This window comes from Litorivivens lipolytica, assembly GCF_014191715.1.
GTDB lineage: Bacteria > Pseudomonadota > Gammaproteobacteria > Pseudomonadales > Spongiibacteraceae > Litorivivens > Litorivivens lipolytica.
The window spans coordinates 523,195-543,847 of sequence record NZ_JACHWY010000001.1 but is presented as its reverse complement, the minus strand read 5'-3'; the positions used below and the strand labels follow the sequence as shown (position 1 = coordinate 543,847).

General features: G+C 56.7%; 18 protein-coding genes. 1 reads left to right on the top strand and 17 read right to left on the bottom strand.

All coding sequences use genetic code 11. The annotated features are described in order from the left end of the window. Window positions 1–61 precede the first annotated feature (61 nt). Window positions 62–691, top strand: a complete 630-nt coding sequence (locus FHR99_RS02485) for a TetR/AcrR family transcriptional regulator (RefSeq protein WP_183408963.1) — start codon at window positions 62–64, stop codon at window positions 689–691. Here the strand turns inward: FHR99_RS02485 and FHR99_RS02480 are convergent. From FHR99_RS02480 to leuB, 17 genes are all read right to left on the bottom strand, one after another. Continuing rightward, window positions 663–2,672, bottom strand: coding sequence for a transglutaminase TgpA family protein (locus tag FHR99_RS02480; protein WP_183408961.1), 2,010 nt, complete (start codon window positions 2,670–2,672; stop codon window positions 663–665). The genes FHR99_RS02485 and FHR99_RS02480 overlap by 29 nt on opposite strands. Beyond that, the gene (locus FHR99_RS02475) at window positions 2,665–3,639 is read right to left on the bottom strand and encodes a DUF58 domain-containing protein (protein WP_183408959.1); all 975 of its coding nucleotides are present in this window, start codon (window positions 3,637–3,639) and stop codon (window positions 2,665–2,667) included. The genes FHR99_RS02480 and FHR99_RS02475 overlap by 8 nt, the downstream gene beginning before the upstream one ends. Then, window positions 3,639–4,547 (bottom strand): AAA family ATPase, encoded by a 909-nt coding sequence (locus FHR99_RS02470; protein ID WP_183408957.1) that lies wholly within the window; start codon window positions 4,545–4,547, stop codon window positions 3,639–3,641. The genes FHR99_RS02475 and FHR99_RS02470 overlap by 1 nt, the downstream gene beginning before the upstream one ends. Window positions 4,548–4,596: 49 nt before the next feature. Continuing rightward, window positions 4,597–5,802 (bottom strand): O-succinylhomoserine sulfhydrylase, encoded by a 1,206-nt coding sequence (locus FHR99_RS02465; protein ID WP_183408955.1) that lies wholly within the window; start codon window positions 5,800–5,802, stop codon window positions 4,597–4,599. A gap of 14 nt (window positions 5,803–5,816) precedes the next feature. After that, window positions 5,817–7,340 (bottom strand): amidophosphoribosyltransferase, encoded by a 1,524-nt coding sequence (gene purF / locus FHR99_RS02460; RefSeq protein ID WP_183408953.1) that lies wholly within the window; start codon window positions 7,338–7,340, stop codon window positions 5,817–5,819. 13 nt (window positions 7,341–7,353) lie between these two features. Beyond that, complete coding sequence (locus FHR99_RS02455) at window positions 7,354–7,857, bottom strand: CvpA family protein (RefSeq protein WP_343067471.1); 504 nt, start codon at window positions 7,855–7,857, stop codon at window positions 7,354–7,356. An 81-nt stretch (window positions 7,858–7,938) separates the two neighbouring features. Then, window positions 7,939–8,517 carry an SPOR domain-containing protein gene (locus tag FHR99_RS02450; RefSeq protein ID WP_183408950.1) on the bottom strand — a complete coding sequence of 193 codons (579 nt, stop codon included), beginning with the start codon at window positions 8,515–8,517 and terminating at the stop codon, window positions 7,939–7,941. Next, window positions 8,518–9,804 carry a bifunctional folylpolyglutamate synthase/dihydrofolate synthase gene (locus FHR99_RS02445; protein WP_183408949.1) on the bottom strand — a complete coding sequence of 429 codons (1,287 nt, stop codon included), beginning with the start codon at window positions 9,802–9,804 and terminating at the stop codon, window positions 8,518–8,520. It lies immediately after the preceding gene. Next, window positions 9,801–10,682 (bottom strand): acetyl-CoA carboxylase, carboxyltransferase subunit beta, encoded by an 882-nt coding sequence (gene accD / locus FHR99_RS02440; protein ID WP_183408948.1) that lies wholly within the window; start codon window positions 10,680–10,682, stop codon window positions 9,801–9,803. The genes FHR99_RS02445 and accD overlap by 4 nt, the downstream gene beginning before the upstream one ends. A 50-nt stretch (window positions 10,683–10,732) precedes the next feature. Beyond that, window positions 10,733–11,542 carry a tryptophan synthase subunit alpha gene (gene trpA / locus FHR99_RS02435; protein WP_183408947.1) on the bottom strand — a complete coding sequence of 270 codons (810 nt, stop codon included), beginning with the start codon at window positions 11,540–11,542 and terminating at the stop codon, window positions 10,733–10,735. A 38-nt stretch (window positions 11,543–11,580) separates the two neighbouring features. Next, window positions 11,581–12,795 (bottom strand): tryptophan synthase subunit beta, encoded by a 1,215-nt coding sequence (gene trpB, locus FHR99_RS02430; RefSeq protein WP_425488592.1) that lies wholly within the window; start codon window positions 12,793–12,795, stop codon window positions 11,581–11,583. Further along, window positions 12,788–13,408 (bottom strand): phosphoribosylanthranilate isomerase, encoded by a 621-nt coding sequence (locus FHR99_RS02425; protein WP_183408946.1) that lies wholly within the window; start codon window positions 13,406–13,408, stop codon window positions 12,788–12,790. The genes trpB and FHR99_RS02425 overlap by 8 nt, the downstream gene beginning before the upstream one ends. A gap of 66 nt (window positions 13,409–13,474) precedes the next feature. Then, the gene (gene truA, locus FHR99_RS02420; RefSeq protein WP_183408945.1) at window positions 13,475–14,320 is read right to left on the bottom strand and encodes a tRNA pseudouridine(38-40) synthase TruA; all 846 of its coding nucleotides are present in this window, start codon (window positions 14,318–14,320) and stop codon (window positions 13,475–13,477) included. A 66-nt stretch (window positions 14,321–14,386) separates the two neighbouring features. Beyond that, window positions 14,387–17,272, bottom strand: coding sequence for a motility hub landmark protein FimV (locus FHR99_RS02415; RefSeq protein ID WP_183408944.1), 2,886 nt, complete (start codon window positions 17,270–17,272; stop codon window positions 14,387–14,389). A 136-nt stretch (window positions 17,273–17,408) separates the two neighbouring features. Next, window positions 17,409–18,359, bottom strand: coding sequence for an Asd/ArgC dimerization domain-containing protein (locus FHR99_RS02410; RefSeq protein ID WP_183408943.1), 951 nt, complete (start codon window positions 18,357–18,359; stop codon window positions 17,409–17,411). A 3-nt stretch (window positions 18,360–18,362) separates the two neighbouring features. Further along, a complete protein-coding gene (gene asd / locus FHR99_RS02405) occupies window positions 18,363–19,475 on the bottom strand; it encodes an aspartate-semialdehyde dehydrogenase (RefSeq protein ID WP_183408942.1) in 1,113 nt (370 codons plus the stop codon). Between the two features lie 54 nt (window positions 19,476–19,529). After that, complete coding sequence (leuB, locus tag FHR99_RS02400; RefSeq protein WP_183408941.1) at window positions 19,530–20,615, bottom strand: 3-isopropylmalate dehydrogenase; 1,086 nt, start codon at window positions 20,613–20,615, stop codon at window positions 19,530–19,532. Window positions 20,616–20,653: the final 38 nt, after the last annotated feature.

Below are 20,653 nucleotides of genomic sequence, written 5' to 3'. Positions count from 1 at the left end.
GACGGTCTAGTCTAGTTACATTAGAGTTAATTGACGAACAATCTACGCACAAGGCTTCTGCATGGCATTTACCGATACAGCGGTTGAGCGAAAAAGCGCAAGCCGTAAAGATGAAGATAAAGGAAATCAAATACTTGAAGCTGCTGGTTCACTCTTTTTATCAGAAGGATTCAGCGCAGTAAGCATGGCGCAGATTGCCCGTGAAGCGGGCGTATCAAAGCAGACGGTGTACAGTCATTACGGCAGCAAGGAGACGCTGCTATCGGCTGCGATTGAGAAAAAGTGTGCGGACTACGAAGTCAGTATTCGCCCAGAAGATTACGATCGCTCCGTGCGCGAATTTCTGCGGGAGTTCATTTTCCACTTCAACGCACTGGTCATCTCCGACGCAGGCACCGGCATGCACCGCCTGTGCATTGCCGACAGCAAGGCCGCCAGCCTGTTCTGGGAAGCGGGCCCCGTCCCGATTCACCTGCGTCTGGTGGATTATCTGAACGCGCAAACCGCCCGCGGCACCCTGAAAATTGATAACCCGGATTTTGCCGCAGACCAGCTCCTGCAAATGACCAAATCCAGCGTCCATATGCGCGGCGTACTCGGCCTGCCAAGCGAGGACGAAAGAGCGACATTAACGGAGTATCTTGAGAGCTGCCTTGAGGTATTTATGCGCGCCTACGGCCAAGATGCTTGAGACTCCAGCGTCGCGTGGGCCCTTCCCTCTCCAAACGTTTTAATTCGGACAATGACTGACTGAAAGCCTCTGAACCGATGGGCTGGTAGCTGGCGCGACTAAACACTGCCGTCACGCCATGGAACCAGTCTGCCCATTCCGGCATCTCACGTTCCACGCGACACGCAAAATCACCGGGCGCCTCACCCCTGCTTCGAACGATACCGCATCGCTCCAAACGCGCGCAGCAGCGCTCATAGAGTCTGACCTCGGGTGCTTGCCTGTGCCCGCGCCGCCATGAAATGGTTAGCAGCGCCGATAGCAATAAAGGGAAGGCCAGCGCGATCAGCAACAACAAGGCCAGCTTCCGGTTATCCGGATTATCAAATAGCCGTGTGAGAATATCCCATTGGCGCTCGCTGTCGAAATTGACGATCCAGCGAACCCACTGATACTCCACCCGATCCATTAACAAACGCAGTTGTGCAATCGCGGTAAAGCCGCTGAATCTGCGCAGGGACACCAGATTGTCGGCGAGAAAGTTTGCCTCGCCGGCCAAGGCGACATCCGCGCCCAGCTCAATCCGGTCGGGCGCTACCCAGGCCGTCGGATCTACCCGCACCCAGCCCTGCCCCTCCAACCAGACCTCACTCCACGCGTGGGCGTCAGACTGATGGACCAAAAGATAATTGCCGGCTTCATTGCGCTCGCCCCCCTGATAACCGACGACTACCCGGGCCGGTACGCCGGCTGCGCGCATCAGACCGACGAAACTGGACGCATAGTGTTCGCAAAAGCCACGACGACTGCCGAACAGAAAATCATCCATGCTGTGCGTGCCAAGCTTGGGCGGCTCAAGCGTATACACAAAGGGCTGACTGCGGAAATAACGCTCTGCGGCAGCCACCCGGGCAGCAGGCTCTTCAAGCTTTTCCCAGTCAGCAGCCAGCGCGCGCATTCGCGGGTTATAGCCCTGCGGTAACTTACGATTCTTGGCCAAGTTATAAGGGTTAGCTTGCGTCAGCGGCGCACCGGGGTAGGACACCACCTCATAACGCACCCGCCCGGATAAGGCCGAACGCGTGAGCCATTGGTAGTTGGTGTCCTGATAGGCTCCGCGCCGTTCGATCTCCGCCGGGGCAATCGCCAGCAACCAATCGTGGACTCCATGCTCCAGAATCACCTCGTAGCGCACTGGATCCGCACCGCCTCGCTCTATTCCAGCATTAAGTGGCGGCCGAATAAAAATCCGGTCTCGGCCCCAGCTACGACCGTCAAAGTGTTCCAGCACCAGACCGCGCCAGTAAAGATCCGGCTGAGCGGGTATTGGGCCGTCAAAACTTGCGCGAAACGCCAATTCTGAAGACCGGCTCAATCGGGATACATCCCCCGGCGCCATCGAATCGCTCATACCGGTTTTAGCGGACTCTCCCGGCAAGGGCACAGACCAGAGCGGTCCAAAGCGCGGGAACACCACAAACAGCACCAGCATCAGTGGAATCGACTGAGCAAAGACCCTTAAGGTCTGGCGCATCATTGGCCGCACAGCCAATTGCGGTCGGAACAGAGATTGCTGGGCGAGAAGCAGAATAATCAGCTGGCCCAGCGCAATAACAACCGCGCCGATCGATGTGCTGAAGATAAAACTGCAAGCCACCAGAAAATAGGCAAGCATCAACAGCAGCCAGTGATCGCGCAGGGTTTTCAGTTCCAGCAATTTAAGAATAAAGGCGGTCACCAGCAGAGCCACCTGCGGCTCAAGTTCCAGCGCCGTGCGGTATTCCACCGCCACGCCAACCACTGCGATCAGCGACAGGCCCCAGGTCATGGCCCGGCCCGGAAAGTGCCAGTCACCGCGATAGATTTTCCAATACCACAGGGCTACCAGCCCCCAGACCAACGCCGTCCAGAAAGGCAGTATGGGCAAATGCGGGGCAATCACGGCAAGTTGCGCGGCAAACAGCCAAAGCAGCGCATGGCGGGTAATCCTGACCTCAGCCATACACCCGCCCCCGCTCTGAAGCCCCGGTATCACACAGAGCCAGCGCTTTCAAACACGCGGCGCGGTGCCGATCACCGCGCGACGGCGGAAACTCTGCGCCGGGCAGCCTCAAACCGTAGGGCAAAGCCTGTTCTTCGCAGTGTAATACCCAGGCACAGAGGCCACTGAGCCGCGCCTCCGGCCCTAGATGAGACAGGGAATCCCAATCCAGCCAGATATCGCTTTCGACAGATTGGGCGTGCTCCATAATCAGCAACGGCAAGCCCTTGGCATAGGCCCGCCAGTAGGCGCGGCGCAGAGAATCACCGGGCTGATAGGGATGAAATCCGGCAAAGTCGTCACCCCAGGGTTCTGCAGAAACCGCCGCCCCCTCATGCTCGCCGCTGGTCTTTGGAATCTCGCCGGGCCATACCGGTTTCGGATAAACCAGTACCCGCCAATCCAGTTGCACCCAGCTCCAGGTCCGCAGCAGCGCCAGCGGATAATGCGATTCCAATCGCAGCCTCGGCGGCCGATAGTAGCCCCGCTGCTCGGCCACATGCCGAAGGATCAGACTCTTTTCTTCGCCCTGTTCCAGCCATACTGTTTGAAGCCCTGTCGCAGGCCAACCTATCTGAATAGCGACACGTTCACGCTGGTGGGCACGCAGAAAAAGCGAACATTCAGTTATGTCTCCGGCAAAAACCGCCTGTGTACTGCCGGCCTGCAGTTCGAGGCCGGCAAAGTTAGCGTAGGTATGAAAAATCACCACCAACAGCAGGCTGAACAGCCAGAAAGTAATACCGAAGATAAGGTTGTTCTGGTAGTTGATGGCCATAACCAGCAACAACAGCAGCAAGAGCAGGAAGCCCAGCCCCGTGCGAGACAGAAAAATAAAAATGCGGTTCTGCTGCAGGGTAAGCTGATTGACCGGCTTGATCCGCAGTGTCAGCCAGCGCTCCCAGCGTTCACGCAGTCGCTGGATCATCACACCACTACCGGTACGTCTTCCAGCAGGTGATCGATGAGCGAGCGGGCATCGCCCCCACTTTGGGACTCACGCAATCGATGCCCGGCAACAGGCTCCAATACTGCCTGCACATCTTCCGGCACGACGTAATCGCGATTGTGAATCAATGCCCAGGCTTTGGCGCAGTGCAGCAGCGCCAGCGCGCCCCGGGTAGACAAACCATAGGCGAAATGGGAATCCGTGCGGGTAAAGGCAATCAAACGCTGCAGATAGTCCAGCACACTATCGCGTGCAACCACGGCATCAACTTGGGTTTGCAGCTCGGCCAGTCCCTGTGGGGTAACAACGGCTTTCAGTGACTGCAGCAACTGACGGGGATCGGTTCCGGTCAGCAACTGACGCTCGGACTGAGGGTCGGGATAGCCCAGAGAGATCCTCATCAGGAAGCGGTCGAGTTGGGACTCAGGCAGCGGAAAGGTGCCCGACTGGAATAAGGGGTTCTGGGTTGCGATAACAAAAAACGGATTGGGCAGCGGGCGCGTTTTACCCTCTACCGTTACCTGATATTCCGCCATCGCTTCCAGCAACGCACTTTGCGTTTTCGGGCTGGCGCGGTTGATCTCGTCGACCAATAAAAGCTGGGTAAAAATCGGCCCCTCGTGAAACTGAAAACCACCCTCTTTGCGATCAAAGATCGATACGCCCAACACATCTGCAGGTAGAAGATCGCTGGTGAACTGAATGCGCTGATAGTCCAGCCCGGTCACCCGCATCAGCGCTTGTGCCAGCGTGGTTTTACCCACACCGGGGAGATCTTCTATCAAAAGGTGGCCCCGCGCTAACAGACAGCAAATGGCGAGGCGAATTTGTTGTTCTTTGCCCAGCAGAATATGGCCTACCTGCTGAATCAAGGCGTCGATTGTCATCTTATTGTTGATCGCTTTTATGTGGCGTATTTTTACAGGCTGCCCGCGCTTACAGTGCAGCCAGCCCGCGGCTCAGATCAGCCTTGAGGTCATTAACGTCTTCCAGACCGACGGCGATCCGAATCAGGTTGTCGGTAATGCCGGCAGCGTCCCGCTCCTCCTGACTCAGCCGGCCATGCGTCGTCGTGGCCGGGTGAACGATCGTGGTCTTGGCATCACCGAGATTGGCGGTAATCGACATCAAGCGCGTCGCATCGATAAATCGCCACGCGGCTTCCCGGTCACCGCTGACCCGAAACGACAGCACACCACCAAAAGCCCGCTGCTGTTTGGCGGCAAGTTCATGGCCGGGATGCTCTGGCAGGCCGGAATAAAAAACCTTGTCGATGCCGGTTTGCTGCTGGAGCCAAGTCGCTAACGTGAGTGCGCTCGCCGAGTGAGCTTCCATACGCAAACGCAACGTTTCCAGACCTTTCAGAAAAACCCAGGCGTTGAAGGCGCTCATGGTCGGCCCTGCCGAGCGCACGAAACCCAGCACCTCAGCCATTTCTTCCTTGCGCCCAACTACCGCGCCACCGACACATCGGCCCTGTCCATCCAGATATTTGGTGGCCGAATGAATAACGATATCCGCACCCAGCGCCAGCGGTTGTTGCAGGGCCGGCGTACAGAAGCAATTGTCGACCACGAGGTAACTATTGTAGCTACGTGCTACGTCGGCGATGGCGCCGATATCGGCGATTTCTGCCAGCGGGTTGGACGGTGTTTCCAGAAACAGCATGCGTGTATTGGGTTTTACCGCCGCCTTCCATTCTTCGATACGCGTCGGCGAAACAAAGGTCGTTTCAACGCCAAATTTGCCGAGATACTTGGTTAGCATCACGGTGGTGGTACCGAAGACGGAACGGGAACAAATCAAGTGATCACCGGCCTTCAGCAATGCCATACAGGTGGTCAGAATTGCCGCCATTCCGGACGAAGTCGCAACGCCCTGCTCTGCCCCTTCCAGGGCGGCAATACGCTCTTCGAAGGTGCGCACCGTGGGATTGGTATAGCGCGAGTAAACGTTGCCGGGCTGGTCACCGGAAAATCGCGCCGCCGCCTCTGAAGCATTCGCAAACACATAACTGGAGGTCGCGAAAATCGGCTCCGCATGTTCACCTTCGTGCGTACGCACCTGACCGGCGCGCACAGCGCGGGTATCCAGCTCAGCTTCGGCGAGAATAGCCCGCCGTTCTTGATCGATGTCAGTCAATTACAGCCCCGTCTTCAAGACATATCGTTGTGCAGACCGATCAGCGCGCCCTCGCTTGTCAGCATTTTGTCACGCTTCTGTTTGACCGCATCACTGCGTTCTTGCGCAAGGCGATCCAGATAGGCCTGATCCACGTCCATGGTAGCGTATTCGCCGGTGAACACTGAACAGTCAAAACCCTTGATCGCTTTGTTGCCTTCTGCAGAGCTTGCCACCAGATCCTCGAGATCCTGATAGACCAGCCAATCGGCGCCGATCAACTCGGCCACTTCCTGTTCAGTGCGACCGTGGGCGATCAGCTCATTGGCCGAAGGCATATCGATCCCATAAACGTTCGGGTAACGTACCGGCGGCGCAGCCGAGGCGAAGTAGACCTTCGCCGCGCCCGCGTCGCGGGCCATTTCGATGATCTGCTCACAGGTAGTGCCGCGCACGATGGAATCATCCACCAGCATCACGTTTTTACCTTTGAATTCCAGACCGATGGCATTCAGTTTCTGTTTTACCGATTTCTTGCGAACGCTTTGGCCCGGCATGATAAAGGTGCGGCCGATGTAGCGGTTCTTCACCAGACCTTCGCGGAATTTCACACCCAACTTGGCCGCCAGTGACTGACCGGCAATACGACTGGAATCCGGAATCGGTATAACCACATCAATGTCATGATCCGGGCGCTCGCGCAGAATCTTGTCCGCCAGACGTTCACCCTGACGCAGGCGCGCCTTGTACACCGACACGCCATCCATAATGGAATCCGGACGTGCAAAGTAAACGTGCTCGAAAATGCAGGGCTTGAGGTGAGTTTCCGTAGCGCACTGACGCAACTCGATATTGCCGTCTACATCGATAAAAACGGCTTCACCCGGCGCCAGATCGCGAACCACCTTAAACCCAAGCGCGTCGAGTGCAACACTCTCGGAGGCAATCATATATTCGGCGCCCTTTTCAGTTTCGCGGCGACCGTAAACAATAGGGCGAATACCGTTCGGGTCACGGAAACCGATGATGCCGTAGCCGGCCAGCATGGCAACGGCGGCATAACCACCCTTGCAGCGCTCGTGCACGCCACTCACGGCCTGAAAAATATCCTCGGCGGTAGGCACCAGCTTACCGAGCTTTTGCAACTCGTGAGCAAAAATGTTCAGCAAGACTTCTGAATCGGATTCGGTATTCAGGTGGCGCAGATCAGACTGATACAGCTCCATCGACAGAAGGTCGGAATTGGTCAGGTTGCCGTTATGAGCCAGCGAAATCCCGTAGGGAGAGTTCACATAGAAGGGCTGAGCCAGTGCGGGGCTGGAGCTACCGGCTGTAGGGTAGCGAACGTGGCCAATACCAATACTTCCCTGCAGCTGAGCCATATGGCTGGCGCGGAAGACGTCGCGCACCAGACCATTGGCCTTGCGCTGATTTAGCTTGCCCTTATGGCAAGTCACGATGCCGGCTGCATCCTGCCCCCGGTGTTGCAGAACGGTCAGGGCATCATAGATATCCTGATTGACGGGAGACTTGGAAACAATGCCCACTATGCCACACATGGCTATACCTCACTTATGCCCGGTGCTCAGCCACAAGGCTGGAAATCCAGGCGCTTACATCATTGAAACTTTGCTCTGACCAGTCTTTCAGCAGCATGAAATGAGGAATCAGTTGCGACTCCCGCCACCAGCTGTCCTGATCGATATCGGTCAGCAGTTTAGGGGCGATGACTAGCAGAGCCACCACCACAATGACGCCGCGGGCGGCGCCGAAAATCATACCGAGCAGACGGTCAGTTCCGCCGAGACCGGTCTTTTTGACAAACTCACTGAGTAGATAAGTCGTCATCGCGCCCACCAGCAAGGTGCCGGCAAAGAGGCTGACATAGGCGACCAGCTCGCGCAGATAAACGCGTTCAATTGCGTTTTCCAACAGCTGCATCATCTGCGAATGAAAAGTCATGGATACAACGAAGGCGACAGCCCAAAAGGCCAGGGAAAGAGCCTCTTTTACAAAACCGCGAATCAGGCTGATGATGGCTGAAACTGACAATATGCCTAATATTGCCCAGTCCACCCATAGAAAGTCAGATAGCACTACAAAGTCCCGCCCCGTCGAGAAGCGGGAATTCTACCAAGGTATCGGCTGCGCGCCCAGTCAGGGTTCAAACTCATGCAACAAAGCTTTGAGCTTGAAGGCCTCCTCGATTTCCTTTTTTTGGCGCTCGGCAACCGCTTTTTTTAGCTCGGGCCCGACGAATACCCGCTGCAGCACCTTGCCGCTCTTGGTGGGTGCGGCCTTGACGTAAGCCTTATAGCCTTTTGCCTGCAAGCGTTCTTTGAGCTTTTTAGCATTGCTTTCATTGCTAAAGCTGGCGACCTGAACAATCCAGGCATTAGCTACGCCGGTGCTGTCGTTTACAATCGGGGCCTTGGCAGCAGGCTGAGGTGGCTCTTCAGCCTTCGGTTCGGGCTCCGGTGCCGGTTCTTCAGGCTCACCCACCGAAGCTGCTGCAATATCGGGGACTGGAGGTTCCGGCAAAGGTTTCTCGGGCTCAACCTCCGCAATATGCGATGGTCGCTGTGGCGCAACCGGGGCAGGTTCTTCCATTTCCGGTGCCGGTGGAATCTGCGTGTTGCGATCTACCTTATAAGCCGCGGGCCCGGTAAAGAGAATCGACCACAACACAACCCCACCGCTGACCAGCACTAGCGCTCCGACCAGTCGCTGCTTCATTCAGATCTCCCCTTCCAACTCCTGGCGCGACAGTTTCTGGGCCAGAATCGTTTTAATGGCGGCAACGGTAAACACCGAGCCAAACACGACCAGTCGGTGACCGGGCTCCAGCAGAGACATGGCTCGGGCAAAGGTCTGCCGCATATTTTTACTGACACTGATCATAGTGATCCCCTGCGCATGTAGCAACGGCGCAAGGTCACGGGCGGGCTTGGCGCGCTCATTACCGGTGAGGTCACCGAGAAACCAGGCATCAAAAGAGTCCTTCAGCGCACTGACCATGCTGTCGATTTCCTTATCAGCCATTACAGCAAACAGCGCACAGCAACGATCAACCGGCGCCTGCTGCTGCAAATGCTGAGCCAGCGCTTCACAGGCAGCCGGATTATGAGAAACGTCGAGAATGATCTCCACACCGCCATAAACCAAATGCTCTTGTCGCCCCGGCACCGTCGAGCTCAAGGCCGACCAGTCTGGCGGTGCGTCATCTTTTAGCAGCCAGTAAGCCTGAAGCGCTGTCGCGATATTCACAGGAAGCAGCTTAAGCGCACCGCGGTAGTGAACCTCACGCCGGGAACCGCCCCGAGAGACACCGCTCCAGACCGCGCCGTTTTCTGCATCAGACTTCAATTCAAACTCTTTGCCGATACCGTACCAGGGGCTTTGCAGGTTTTGCGCCTGCTCGATAACACTGGAAGGTGGATCCACATCGCCACAAACCACTGGAACACTGGGTCGGAAAATACCGGCTTTTTCAGCACCGATCTTTTCCCGATCACTGCCCAACCAGGCTTCGTGATCCAGCGCGACCGAGGTCAGTACGCACAGATCCGGATCAACAATATTGACCGCATCAAGCCGCCCGCCCAAGCCAACTTCCAGAACCAGATAATCCAGGTCGGCCTGAGCGAAGTTATGCAGCGCCGCAAGCGTGGAGAACTCGAAATAGGTCAGTGAAATACCATCACGACAGGCTTCAACCGCCTCAAGCCCGGCCACCAGCGTATCGTCATCCAGCTCCACGCCGTTGATACGCACGCGCTCGTTATAGCGAATCAGATGAGGCGAGGTATAAAGCCCTACCCGGTGGCCGGCGCTCAATAACAGATTCTGGAGCAACTCGACGACTGAACCCTTGCCATTGGTACCGGCAACAGTCACCACAGTGGTTTTTGAAAAGTCGGGATTGAGTTTTTGAAAGACGGGAGAGATTCGATCCAGACCCAGCGCCATAGGCGCCGGGTGTAGGGTTTCCAGCCGTTGCAGCCAGTCAGAGAGTGCGGTCATTCCTGATAGAAAGTCATATTGCCCAGCAGGCGGCTCAGGGTATCGCGAACATCCTTGCGGTGAACGATCATATCGATCGCCCCGTGCTCCAGCAGAAATTCGCTGCGCTGAAAGCCCGGTGGCAATTTCTGACGAATAGTCTGCTCGATGATATTCGGGCCTGCAAAACCGGCACGGGCACCCGGCTCGGCAATATTGATATCGCCCAGCAGCGCCAACGAGGCAGAAACGCCCCCGTAAATCGGGTCAGTCATAAAGGAAATATAGGGGATGCCTTCCTGCTTCATGCGTTCCAGCACGGCGCTGGTCTTGGCCATCTGCATCAACGAAATCAGGGCCTCTTGCATGCGAGCACCACCGGAAGCGGAAAAGCACACCAGCGGTACGCGCTCTTCCAGGGCAACGTTAGCGGCCTGAGTGAATTTCTCACCCACCGCGTAACCCATAGAGCCGCCGTGGAAGTTAAATTCGAATGCAACAGCGACCAAAGGTAATTGTTTCAAGGTACCCTTGTAGGCTACCAGTGCATCTTTTTCACCCGTAGATTTCTGGGCTGCCGTCAGGCGATCCTTGTACTTGCGCTTGTCTTTAAACTTGAGGCGATCAATCGGCTCGATATTGGCAAGGATCTCATCGCGACCTTCCTCGTCCAGAAAAATATCCAGTCGACGACGCGCACCGATGCGATGGTGGTGATCACACTTGGGACAGACATCCAGATTGGATTCCAGCTCGGGGCGGTACAGAACCGCGTCGCACTTGACGCATTTCTTCCAAAGACCTTCCGGTATGGCACTGCCGCGACCGTTTTCATCGCGACGGTCTACCGGATTTTCCCGCCGCACAATAGACGGAACAATTTTATCGACCCAGCTCATGACGTTTCCTGTTTTTGTCCTGAATAAGCAAACTCAAATCGCTAGGTATTCTAACCACTTATGGCATCAAGTGCATGACGGATATCGCGAATTAATGTTGTCGCCTCCAACACGTCAGCCCCGTTTTTATGGGCATTTGCGACCGATTCAACCAGTGCGCTGCCCACTACAACACCGTCACAGCAAATGGCCACACGAGTAGCCGTTTCAGCATTTTTAATCCCGAAACCCACCGTCACAGGTAAGTCAGTGTGCGCCTTGATTCGGTTCATCAAGGTCTGCACCTGATCCACGTCGATATTGCCCGCACCGGTAACGCCTTTCAGCGACACGCAGTAGAGATAACCACCCGCAAGGCCCGCCACCTTGGCAATGCGCTCATCGGTAGTCGTCGGTGCCAGCAGGAAAATATTATCGAGCTGGTGCTTAGCCAGAGACTCATTCAGCGGTTCAGCTTCTTCCGGCGGCATATCGACAATCAAGACACCATCAATGCCCGCCTTGCCTGCGCGTTCGGCAAACTGATCGTAGCCCATGCGCTCGACCGGGTTGGCATAGCCCATCAACACCACGGGCGTATCCTGATCTTTAGTGCGGAATTCAGCCACCAACTCAAGAATACCGTTCAAGCTGACCGCATGGACCAAAGCCCGCTCGTGAGCCAGCTGAATGACCGGCCCTTCCGCCATCGGGTCAGAGAAAGGTACGCCAATTTCAAGAATATCAGCGCCCTGCTCCACCAACTTGTGCATCAGCGGCAGCGTGCTCGCCACATCCGGATCACCTGCGACGATATAGGGAACCAAAGCCTTGCGGCTGTCGGCGCGCAGGGCATCAAACTTTGCGGTTAAACGACTCAAGGGTATTTCCTTAACTATTCGGCTTAACGTTTTGGACGTCAGGTTAACTGGATGCCATCGATCTGGGCGACGGTGTGAATATCTTTGTCACCGCGACCCGACAGATTGATGATGATTGACTTGCCTTTACCCAGCTCCACAGCGAGCTTCTTCGCATAGGCCAAGGCGTGACTGGACTCCAGCGCAGGCATAATGCCCTCTACCAGTGTCAGCTCACGGAAGGCATCCAGCGCTTCATCATCATTCACGCTCACATACTTGGCGCGACCAATATCTTTTAGCCAGGAATGCTCAGGGCCGACGCCCGGATAATCCAGCCCCGCCGAAACAGAGTGCGTGTGAATAATCTGGCCGTTATCATCCTGCATGAGATAGGTACGGTTGCCGTGCAGTACGCCCGGTGTACCAGCACTCAGTGGCGCCGCATGCTGGCCGGTTTCAACGCCATGTCCACCGGCTTCAACACCGTACATTTCTACGGATTCATCATTCAGGAAGGGATGAAACAAGCCGATAGCATTTGAGCCGCCACCCACACAGGCAACGAGAGCGTCCGGCAGGCGACCGGTCTGATCCAGACACTGGGCACGCGCTTCCCGGCCGATAATGGACTGAAAATCGCGAACCAGCTGCGGATAAGGATGTGGCCCGGCCACGGTACCGATAATGTAGAAGGTATCATCTACGTTGGTAACCCAATCGCGCATGGCTTCGTTCATTGCATCTTTCAAAGTCCGTGATCCGGATTTCACCGGAATCACCTCAGCGCCGAGCAACTTCATGCGATACACATTCAGCGCCTGACGGTGTACATCTTCCTCGCCCATAAATACATGGCAGCTCATGCCCAGGCGCGCAGCAACCGTCGCTGAAGCAACACCATGCTGGCCGGCTCCTGTTTCGGCAATGATCCGCTTTTTGCCCATGTACTTAGCCAATAGCGCCTGACCGATGGTGTTGTTTACCTTGTGAGCACCAGTGTGATTCAGGTCTTCACGCTTGAGGTAAATATCGGCGCCGCCGGTTTCACGGGTCCAGCGCTCGGCAAAATACAGTGGCGAGGGCCTGCCCACGTATTGGGCCAGATCCTGATCAAATTCGGCCTGAAAATCCTTGTCATTTTTCAGGCGTTCGTAGGCGGCTTCCAGTTCGTCCAGAGCGCACATCAACGTCTCGGAAACAAACCGTCCACCATAAGGGCCAAAGTGGCCGCGCTTGTCCGGAAAGCTTGCGTAATCTACCGCTTTACTCACGATTTACTGCCTCTATAAAAGCTCGAATTCTGTCTTCTGACTTGATGCCCGGCGCGGATTCCACCCCGCCGCTGACATCCACTGCCGCCGGTCGAACCTGCTGGATCGCCGCCGCCACGTTGTCTGGGTTTAATCCGCCCGCCAGGATAATACTGCTGCGCAGAGACTCCGGAATCAGCGACCAGTCAAAGGTCTCCCCTGTGCCCCCGGCTACACCCGGTTTGTAGCTGTCCAGCAAGATGCCACAGGCCGAGGAGTAGTCCGCGGCCAGCGCCGCCAAGTCAGCCCCGGGACGCGTGCGCAAGGCTTTAAGGTATGGAATCCCAAATTGCCGGCAGAAGTCTTCCGACTCGTCACCATGAAACTGCAGACGATCCAGCCGGACACTGGCGAGCACACGCTCAACCTCAGCGGGCTCCGGGTTCACGAACAATCCCACCGTGGTGGTAAACGCACCCAGTACGGCCGCAATTTCTGCAGCGGGCTCCGGGACGACATTGCGTGAACTGGGCGGATAGAACACCAGACCGATGGCATCGGCACCCGCACGTTCGGCGGCGATAGCGTCATCGACTCGCGTTATTCCACAGATTTTTACGCGAACTCGCGCCATCTGGATTCTGCCATCTAGCTGTTGCAAGGCCCGGGATTCTAGCAGACTGCAGCGCTGAATGCTGCCTTAAGACGGCAGCCAGGGCGTGACAAAAGCCGGACCGAGGACGGTCGCGGGAAGCGAGAAACTGTCCGGGTAGTGAACGTCAATCAAATACAGACCATTAGGCGCCGCCGTGGGTGCCGCCGCGCAGCGATCCCGGCCCGCCAGCAGCTCGCCAATCCAGCTAGCATCCTGCTCACCGCGACCGACCAAACGCAGCGAACCCGCGATATTGCGCACCATATGATGGAGGAAGGCATTGGCTTGAATATCCAGCACGGTGAACGCGCCACTCTGAACTACGCGCGCATGGTGGACGTTGCGCATCGGCGTGCGCGATTGACAACCCGCCGCACGAAATGCACTGAAATCCTGCTCCCCCAACAAGGCTTGAGCGGCCGTATTCATCGCCCCAGCATTCAAAGATTCAGGTATCCAGGTGACCGCTCGGCGGGCAATCGCCGGCCGCGTCGACGCGCTGTAGAAGACGTAGCGGTAACGTCGGGCCGTGGCAGAGAAGCGCGCGTTGAAACTTTCATCGACCGGACAGGCCCAGTGCACCGCAATATCGTCCGGCAGATTGGAGTTTACCCCCATCACCCAGGCCGCTTCGGGGCGCGCAACCGGGCTGTCAAAATGAACTACCTGATGCGATGCGTGCACGCCACTGTCAGTGCGACCGGCACACTGCACGGTAATCGCTTCGTTCGCCACCCGACTCAGCGCTTTTTCAAGTTCGTCCTGCACGCTAGGCATTGACGGTGAGTGTTGCTGCTGCCAGCCATTGTAGGCCGTACCATCATACGACAGCGCCAGCGCCACGCGGCCACCGGCAGGAAAAACATGACTTCGGGAGAAACGTTCAGTCACGAGGGCTTCTAAACAGAGGCAATTGAGGAATTCAGGAGCGCCCGTTGCAGGCGCTCCTGTCTAGGATCACAGGCGTGAAAGCAGCTCGTTGGCGTCCTGCTTCTGCTCGTCATTACCTTCTTCCATGACTTCCTGCAGCATTTCACGGGCGCCATCAGCATCGCCCATATCGATGTAGGCACGGGCGAGGTCGAGCTTGGTAGCGACTTCGTCACTGTCGCCGAGCAGACCGAGGTCATCGCTCATATCGCCTTCATCAAGATTGTCGAGATCCGCCGCAGCCTCTTCATCAAAATTGAAGTCATCCAGATCCAGATCATCAAAGCTGTCCGCCGGTTTAACAGGCTCTGGTGCAGGCGTTGGTTCTGGCTCAGATTCAGGCGCAGTCGGCTCGGCCTGACCTTCCGTCGAGTGTGGCGTCAGTATCAGCGTATCGCTGTCATCGTTCTCTGATGAAAGTTCATCATCACCACCACCCAGATCCAAGTCGTCATCGAGATCGCCCAGTGACAGATCGCCCACAGTATCCTGCTCGTCATCACTTCCCAAGCTTTCAATCGTGGAGCTATCGAGGGCATTTCCTTCGTCTGCATCGAGATCGCCGAAATCAAGGTCGTCGTCCAGATCCAGATCGAAAGAGAGATCGTCATCCCCTGCAGGCTCGGCGACCGGTGCCTCATCCTCATCAGACAAATCAAGTGCCGGCGCTTCCTCGGGTTTGCGCTCGGCAGTGTCTCCCAGCGACAGATCATCATCGTTCGCATCCAGATCAAGATCATCCAAATCGAAGGACGACGCATCTAGATCATCAGCATCCGCAGACGGCGCTTCGGTTGCCGGCTCAACAACAGCATCCGGTTCACGAATCAGAGTTTCACCAACGTCCTCTTCGTCGCTGTCGTCCAGATCAAAGTCGAGATCCAGATCGTCCAAGGTGTCATCTACCGGAGCTGACTCAGGTGCCTTCGGAGCGGATTCCGCTGCACCACCGTCACGCAACCAGTCGCTGACACCTTCAACAGCCGACATGGACTCCTTGACCTCGGCAATCGCCTCATGGTCGCCCATGGCCTCCAGCTCACGGAAAGCCGGTATGAATTTATCCTGGTCACGGGTTTCCAGATAAACGCCGAGCAGTTTCACGCGGAGATCGGTGCGCTCAGGCTCCTTGGCAATGGCGGTGCTCAGCATCTGCGCCGCTTGGTCGTAGCGTCCGTAGGCCACATAAATTTCAGCTTCTGCCAGCGCGTCGTCGGTTTCTGCTTCTACCTGAGACGGGCTCATGCTGATGGTGCCGATGTCATCCTGATCGTCAGACTCATTGTCATCAATCAGGGCGTCAAAATCGTCAAAGTTATCGTCTGCTTCCGCAGCAGGCTCAGCGTCACGGGTCGGCTCAATGATTAAGGTGGTGTGGCCTGCATCATCCTCGCCCTCGTCTTGTTCTGCAGCAGGCGCGTCGAAATCATTACGCATCGGCGGCATATTATCGTCATCACCGCCCAATCCAACGTTGTCGCCAAAGTCGGCTTCGGTTTTCTTCTGGCCAAAGCGACGCAACAGCAATAGGATCAAAGCCAGTAGCGCCGCGCCAAAGGCACCGTAACGCAGCATCGGATCGTCGAGCAGACTGGGTTCCGCGACAGGCTGCGGCTGCGGTGCCGGTTTGGCGGGCTCAGCTTCCTGCTCGGCGGGCTCAGTCTGCTCAGCTTGTTCAGCTGTCTCCGCTACCTGGTCAACCGATGATTCTTCAGTTGAAACCTCAGATTCTGCCTGCTCGGGCACGGCGCCCATCTGTTGCTGCAAGGTAGCCAACTGATCATCTTTCAGCTCCAGCAGGCGCTGCAGCGTTGCGAGCTGACGCTCTAGGTCGCCGAGTCGGGAGTTCAGCTCAGCATTCTCGCGCTGGACCTTGTCCAGATTTTCCTGATTAGCGGCCAGCTCGTCTTGGAGCTGCTGTACTTCGCCATCACTTCCCTCGCTGGCTGACTCACCGGGAGTCGCAATGGATAGACGTGCTTCGGATTTCGGGCTGGCCGTCTCTTCGGCTGCGGCGTCTTCACGCGCTGTCGCGTCGAGTTGGGGCGCACTCTGCAGGTCGCCGTCAGAAGGTAGTGCCTCACCTCGCCAGATGGCGTTCTGACGGCGGATTTCCTTTACCGCCGAATCCTGCGACAGCTCGCGCGCCTCGTCTGCGGTTGGCAAACGCAGTACGTAACCGGATTTCAGGCGGTTGATATTGTCGCCAATAAAGGCGCGGGGATTTTTGCGTAGTAGCGCCAGCATGGTCTGCTGGACCGTTACGCCATCGGGCTTGTAGGCGGTGGCGATTTCCCAAAGCACATCGTTGTGCTGGACCCGATATTCGGTCGGGCGCTCAGCTCTGGGCAAGGCGGTACGGTCATCGCGGGCTTTAGGCCCGGTCCGGGTTTCTTCCTGGGTTACCGTTTCCTCCAGCATAACCACTTCTTCCCGGGTGGCGGGAGTCTGAGCTGCGGCCTGGGCTGCGGCACCGCCGGAAGCGGCTTGTACCGAAGAGGTACGGGCATCGCTGACGACCGGCAGATCCAGTAACGCGGTGTATTCCCGCAGCATGCGGCCGGCGGGCCAGCGGGCCTCTACCAGAAAGTTAAGAAATGGCTCAACGATCGGTTCACGGGATTTGATCAGCACCACACCGTTACCGTCGCCATCGACGGTCACTTCAAATTGAAGTTTTGACAAAAGGTAGCTGTAATCGACGCCGGATTTTTCAAAGTCCTCAACAGAAGCCAGCTTCACGGTAATCTGGTCATCGCTCAAATTACCCGTGTCTCGCAGCACAATACGCGCTTCAAGCGGCTGATTCAGTGCCGAGTTGAGGCGTAGATCCCCCATACTCAGCGCGTGGCTCCATGAAGTGGCCCCGAGGCCAACTATCAGCGCTGCGCCTGCCAGCGATCTCTTCAACATAAGGACTTCCTGTTTTTCACTTTTGCCCCGCTATTCTTGTGGTATTCGCAGGGTAGTTATGTGTTGTGGAGGCCAAATTGAGGCCAAATTGAGGCCAAAGCTAGAAAAACTCTCCACACCTTGTCGTAAATATTAGCTATATGGAACTTTTTATCAAGATTTCAATCAATCGCGTTGTGTTAACAACCGCACTCTTTCGGACATTATCCGCAATGATCCAGGCGCGCAGTGAGTGCTCCCCCTTTCGCCCAGCCTGTATCTTGCTCACATGAATACGGTCGTCTTCAGCCAGTGTCACCGTTGAAAAATTCTTTTTATTTTCAACAATATGAACACCAAGCTCACGCCAACTCTCAACGCAGGCGTCCAGCATTACGGGTTGCGCCAAGGTCGCTGTCAGATGGATGCCCTGACCGTAAAATAGCGGCAATTGCACTGAATCCAGTCGACAGACAGAAAGATCAATACCCAGCAGATCCTGCAGCCCCTGCTCCAGTCGCTCGGCATTTTCCAGCATGCCTGGCAGCAGGTTGAAGGCCATTTGGGGGCCATCGCCCTCGAGACCTTGGCCATTCAGGAGCCGCGCCGTTTCGGCCGCGAGCTGGCGAGTGCCCTGCTCGCCTTGTGCAGATGCCGACTCGCAAATCAAGGCACTGACTGACAGCAACTCGTTGCCAGCCAGCAGGCCATCCAGAACCGGTGCCAGCGCGCTGAGCGCCGGATTGGGCAGCGCCCAGAAAACCGGATAGTCGACGCGCTCGTCCTGCATCAGCTCCGGCACAACCCAACGCCCTGTGGTAGCCGCCAGCGATGCGTCGATCAGATGACAACCCAGGGAATTTGCGCGATCCGCCAGCTCCTCAAGCTCGGGATGCGCCTCTACCATTACCAGCACATCGAGTTCGGAGAATTCCAGGTCACTCAGCGCCAGCACCGGCAGCGTGCGACCTTCAAAACGAACACTGGCACCTTCCGCAGGTGCCAGTGAAAAAACGCTGAGCGAGGTGAGGCCGAGTTCAGACTCGGCCAGCTGCTCCAACAATCCATCGGCGATCGCTCCCTCGACGCCACAAAGCCCGATTCTCACTAATCAGCGCTCCTGAATGATGCGCAGCATGCGACGCAGCGGCTCCGCCGCACCCCACAACAGCTGGTCACCGACAGTAAATGCAGACAGGTACTGAGAGCCCATGTTCAGCTTGCGTACCCGGCCAACAGGAATGTGCAATGAACCGGTAACCGCTGTCGGCGTCAGCTCTTTCAACGTCACTTCGCGATCGTTCGGCACCAGCTTCACCCAGTCGTTGGCGCTGCCAATGATGGACTCAACCTCTTTAATATCCACATCTTTGTTCAGCTTGATAGTCAAAGCCTGACTGTGACAGCGCATGGCGCCGATGCGCACGCAGGTGCCATCCACCGGAATCGGAGCACCGCTGCGGCCGAGAATCTTGTTGGTTTCAGCCTGGGCTTTCCACTCTTCGCGGCTTTGACCGTTTTCCAGCTGGGTGTCGATCCAGGGCAACAGGGAGCCCGCCAGCGGGTGGCCAAAGTTATCTGTGGGAAAATCGCCGCCGCGCATGGCTTGAGCCACCGCGCTGTCGATATCCAAAATATTTGAACGCGGGTCCGCCAACAGGTCACTCACAGTGCTGTTGATGGTACCCATCTGAGCAATCAGCTCGCGCATGTTTTGTGCGCCGGCGCCGCTGGCTGCCTGATAGGTCTGGGCACTGACCCACTCCACCAGACCTTCACGGAACAGGCCACCGATACCCATCAGCATCAGGCTGACGGTGCAGTTGCCGCCGATAAAATTCTTAACGCCCTTATCCAGCGCGTCACTGATTACGTCGCCGTTGACCGGATCGAGAATAATGACCGCGTCGTCGCTCATGCGCAGGGCCGAGGCAGCATCAATCCAGTAGCCATCCCAGCCCACCTCGCGCAGTTTCGGGAAAACGGCCTTGGTGTAATCGCCACCCTGACAGGAAATGATCACGTCCATTTCCTTGAGCGAATCAATGTTCTCGGCGTCCTGCAATACGCCGGCACCCTTGCCTACGTCCGGGGCTTCACCGCCGGCGTTAGAGGTGCTGTAGAAAGTGGGTTCAATGTTGGCAAAATCATTCTCGTCGCGCATGCGGCCCATCAGCACCGAGCCGACCATGCCACGCCATCCAACCAATCCTGTTTTCAACATAATGTAATCCTTCGCTGTCAAAGTCTGACTGCAAAACGTTGTTGTTCAGGCGCCTTATTGCGCCCGCAGGGCCGCGATCACCGCGTCACCCATTCCGGCTGTACCTACCAGCTTGCAGCCTTCCGAGTAGATATCACCGGTTCTTATTCCCTGATCCAATACGCTGCTGACCGCTGCATCGATGTCATTCGCCGGCTGCTCAAGCCCGAGCGAGTAACGCAGCATCATCGCCACTGACATAATGGTCGCCAGCGGATTGGCTTTGTCCTGGCCCGCGATATCAGGAGCCGAGCCGTGACAGGGCTCGTACATACCGCGGTTGTTAATATCGAGAGAGGCCGAGGGCAGCATGCCGATAGAGCCGGTTAACATGGCCGCTGCATCGGACAGAATGTCACCGAACATATTGCCGGTCACCATCACGTCAAACTGCTTGGGCGCGCGCACCAATTGCATGGCGGCGTTATCCACATACATGTGGCTCAGTTCGACTTCCGGATAATCTGCGGCCATGGACTGCACTACTTCGCGCCAGAGCATGGTCACCTCCAGTACGTTGGCCTTGTCGACCGAGCACAAACGCTTGCCACGTTTCATCGCCGCCTCAAAGGCCACTTTGGCGATGCGGCGAATTTCAGATTCTGAGTAAACGTAGGTGTTGTAACCCTGACGCTCACCGTTCTCCAACTCGCGAATACCGCGCGGCTCACCAAAATAGATACCGCCTGTCAGCTCGCGCACGATCAGGATGTCCAGACCGGACACCACCTCGGGCTTGAGGCTGGAAGCACCCGCCAATTGCGGATACAGAATCGCTGGGCGCAGGTTGCCGAACAGTTGCAGCTCACTGCGCAGACGCAGCAAACCGCCCTTTTCCGGGCGATCTGCCGGCGGCAGTTTGTCCCACTTGGGGCCACCGACGGCGCCCAGCAGAATGGCATCTGCTTTTTTGGCTAGCTCAAAGGTATTGTCAGGCAAGGCTTTGCCGGTAGCGTCGATCGCCGCGCCACCCAGCAGGGCTTCTTCAAGGTTCAGGCCCAGGCTGTACTTATCGTTTAGGAAGTCCAGCACCTTGACCGCCTCGGCCATAATTTCCGTGCCGATACCGTCACCGGGCAATACCAGAATGTTCTTTGTCACGCGTTCACTACTCCAGAAACAACAAACCCCGAGGTCAC

What these genes read in the sequence shown, in the direction of transcription:
- accD (WP_183408948.1), bottom strand. Translation starts at nt 10,682, where the DNA reads ATGAGCTGGGTCGATAAAATTGTTCCGTCTATTGTGCGGCGGGAAAAT.
- FHR99_RS02425 (WP_183408946.1), bottom strand. Translation starts at nt 13,408, where the DNA reads ATGGCGCGAGTTCGCGTAAAAATCTGTGGAATAACGCGAGTCGATGAC.
- purF (WP_183408953.1), bottom strand. Translation starts at nt 7,340, where the DNA reads ATGTGTGGCATAGTGGGCATTGTTTCCAAGTCTCCCGTCAATCAGGAT.
- FHR99_RS02485 (WP_183408963.1), top strand. Translation starts at nt 62, where the DNA reads ATGGCATTTACCGATACAGCGGTTGAGCGAAAAAGCGCAAGCCGTAAA.
- FHR99_RS02415 (WP_183408944.1), bottom strand. Translation starts at nt 17,272, where the DNA reads ATGTTGAAGAGATCGCTGGCAGGCGCAGCGCTGATAGTTGGCCTCGGG.
- FHR99_RS02445 (WP_183408949.1), bottom strand. Translation starts at nt 9,804, where the DNA reads ATGACCGCACTCTCTGACTGGCTGCAACGGCTGGAAACCCTACACCCG.
- FHR99_RS02470 (WP_183408957.1), bottom strand. Translation starts at nt 4,547, where the DNA reads ATGACAATCGACGCCTTGATTCAGCAGGTAGGCCATATTCTGCTGGGC.
- asd (WP_183408942.1), bottom strand. Translation starts at nt 19,475, where the DNA reads ATGTTGAAAACAGGATTGGTTGGATGGCGTGGCATGGTCGGCTCGGTG.
- FHR99_RS02450 (WP_183408950.1), bottom strand. Translation starts at nt 8,517, where the DNA reads ATGAAGCAGCGACTGGTCGGAGCGCTAGTGCTGGTCAGCGGTGGGGTT.
- FHR99_RS02475 (WP_183408959.1), bottom strand. Translation starts at nt 3,639, where the DNA reads ATGATCCAGCGACTGCGTGAACGCTGGGAGCGCTGGCTGACACTGCGG.
- FHR99_RS02480 (WP_183408961.1), bottom strand. Translation starts at nt 2,672, where the DNA reads ATGGCTGAGGTCAGGATTACCCGCCATGCGCTGCTTTGGCTGTTTGCC.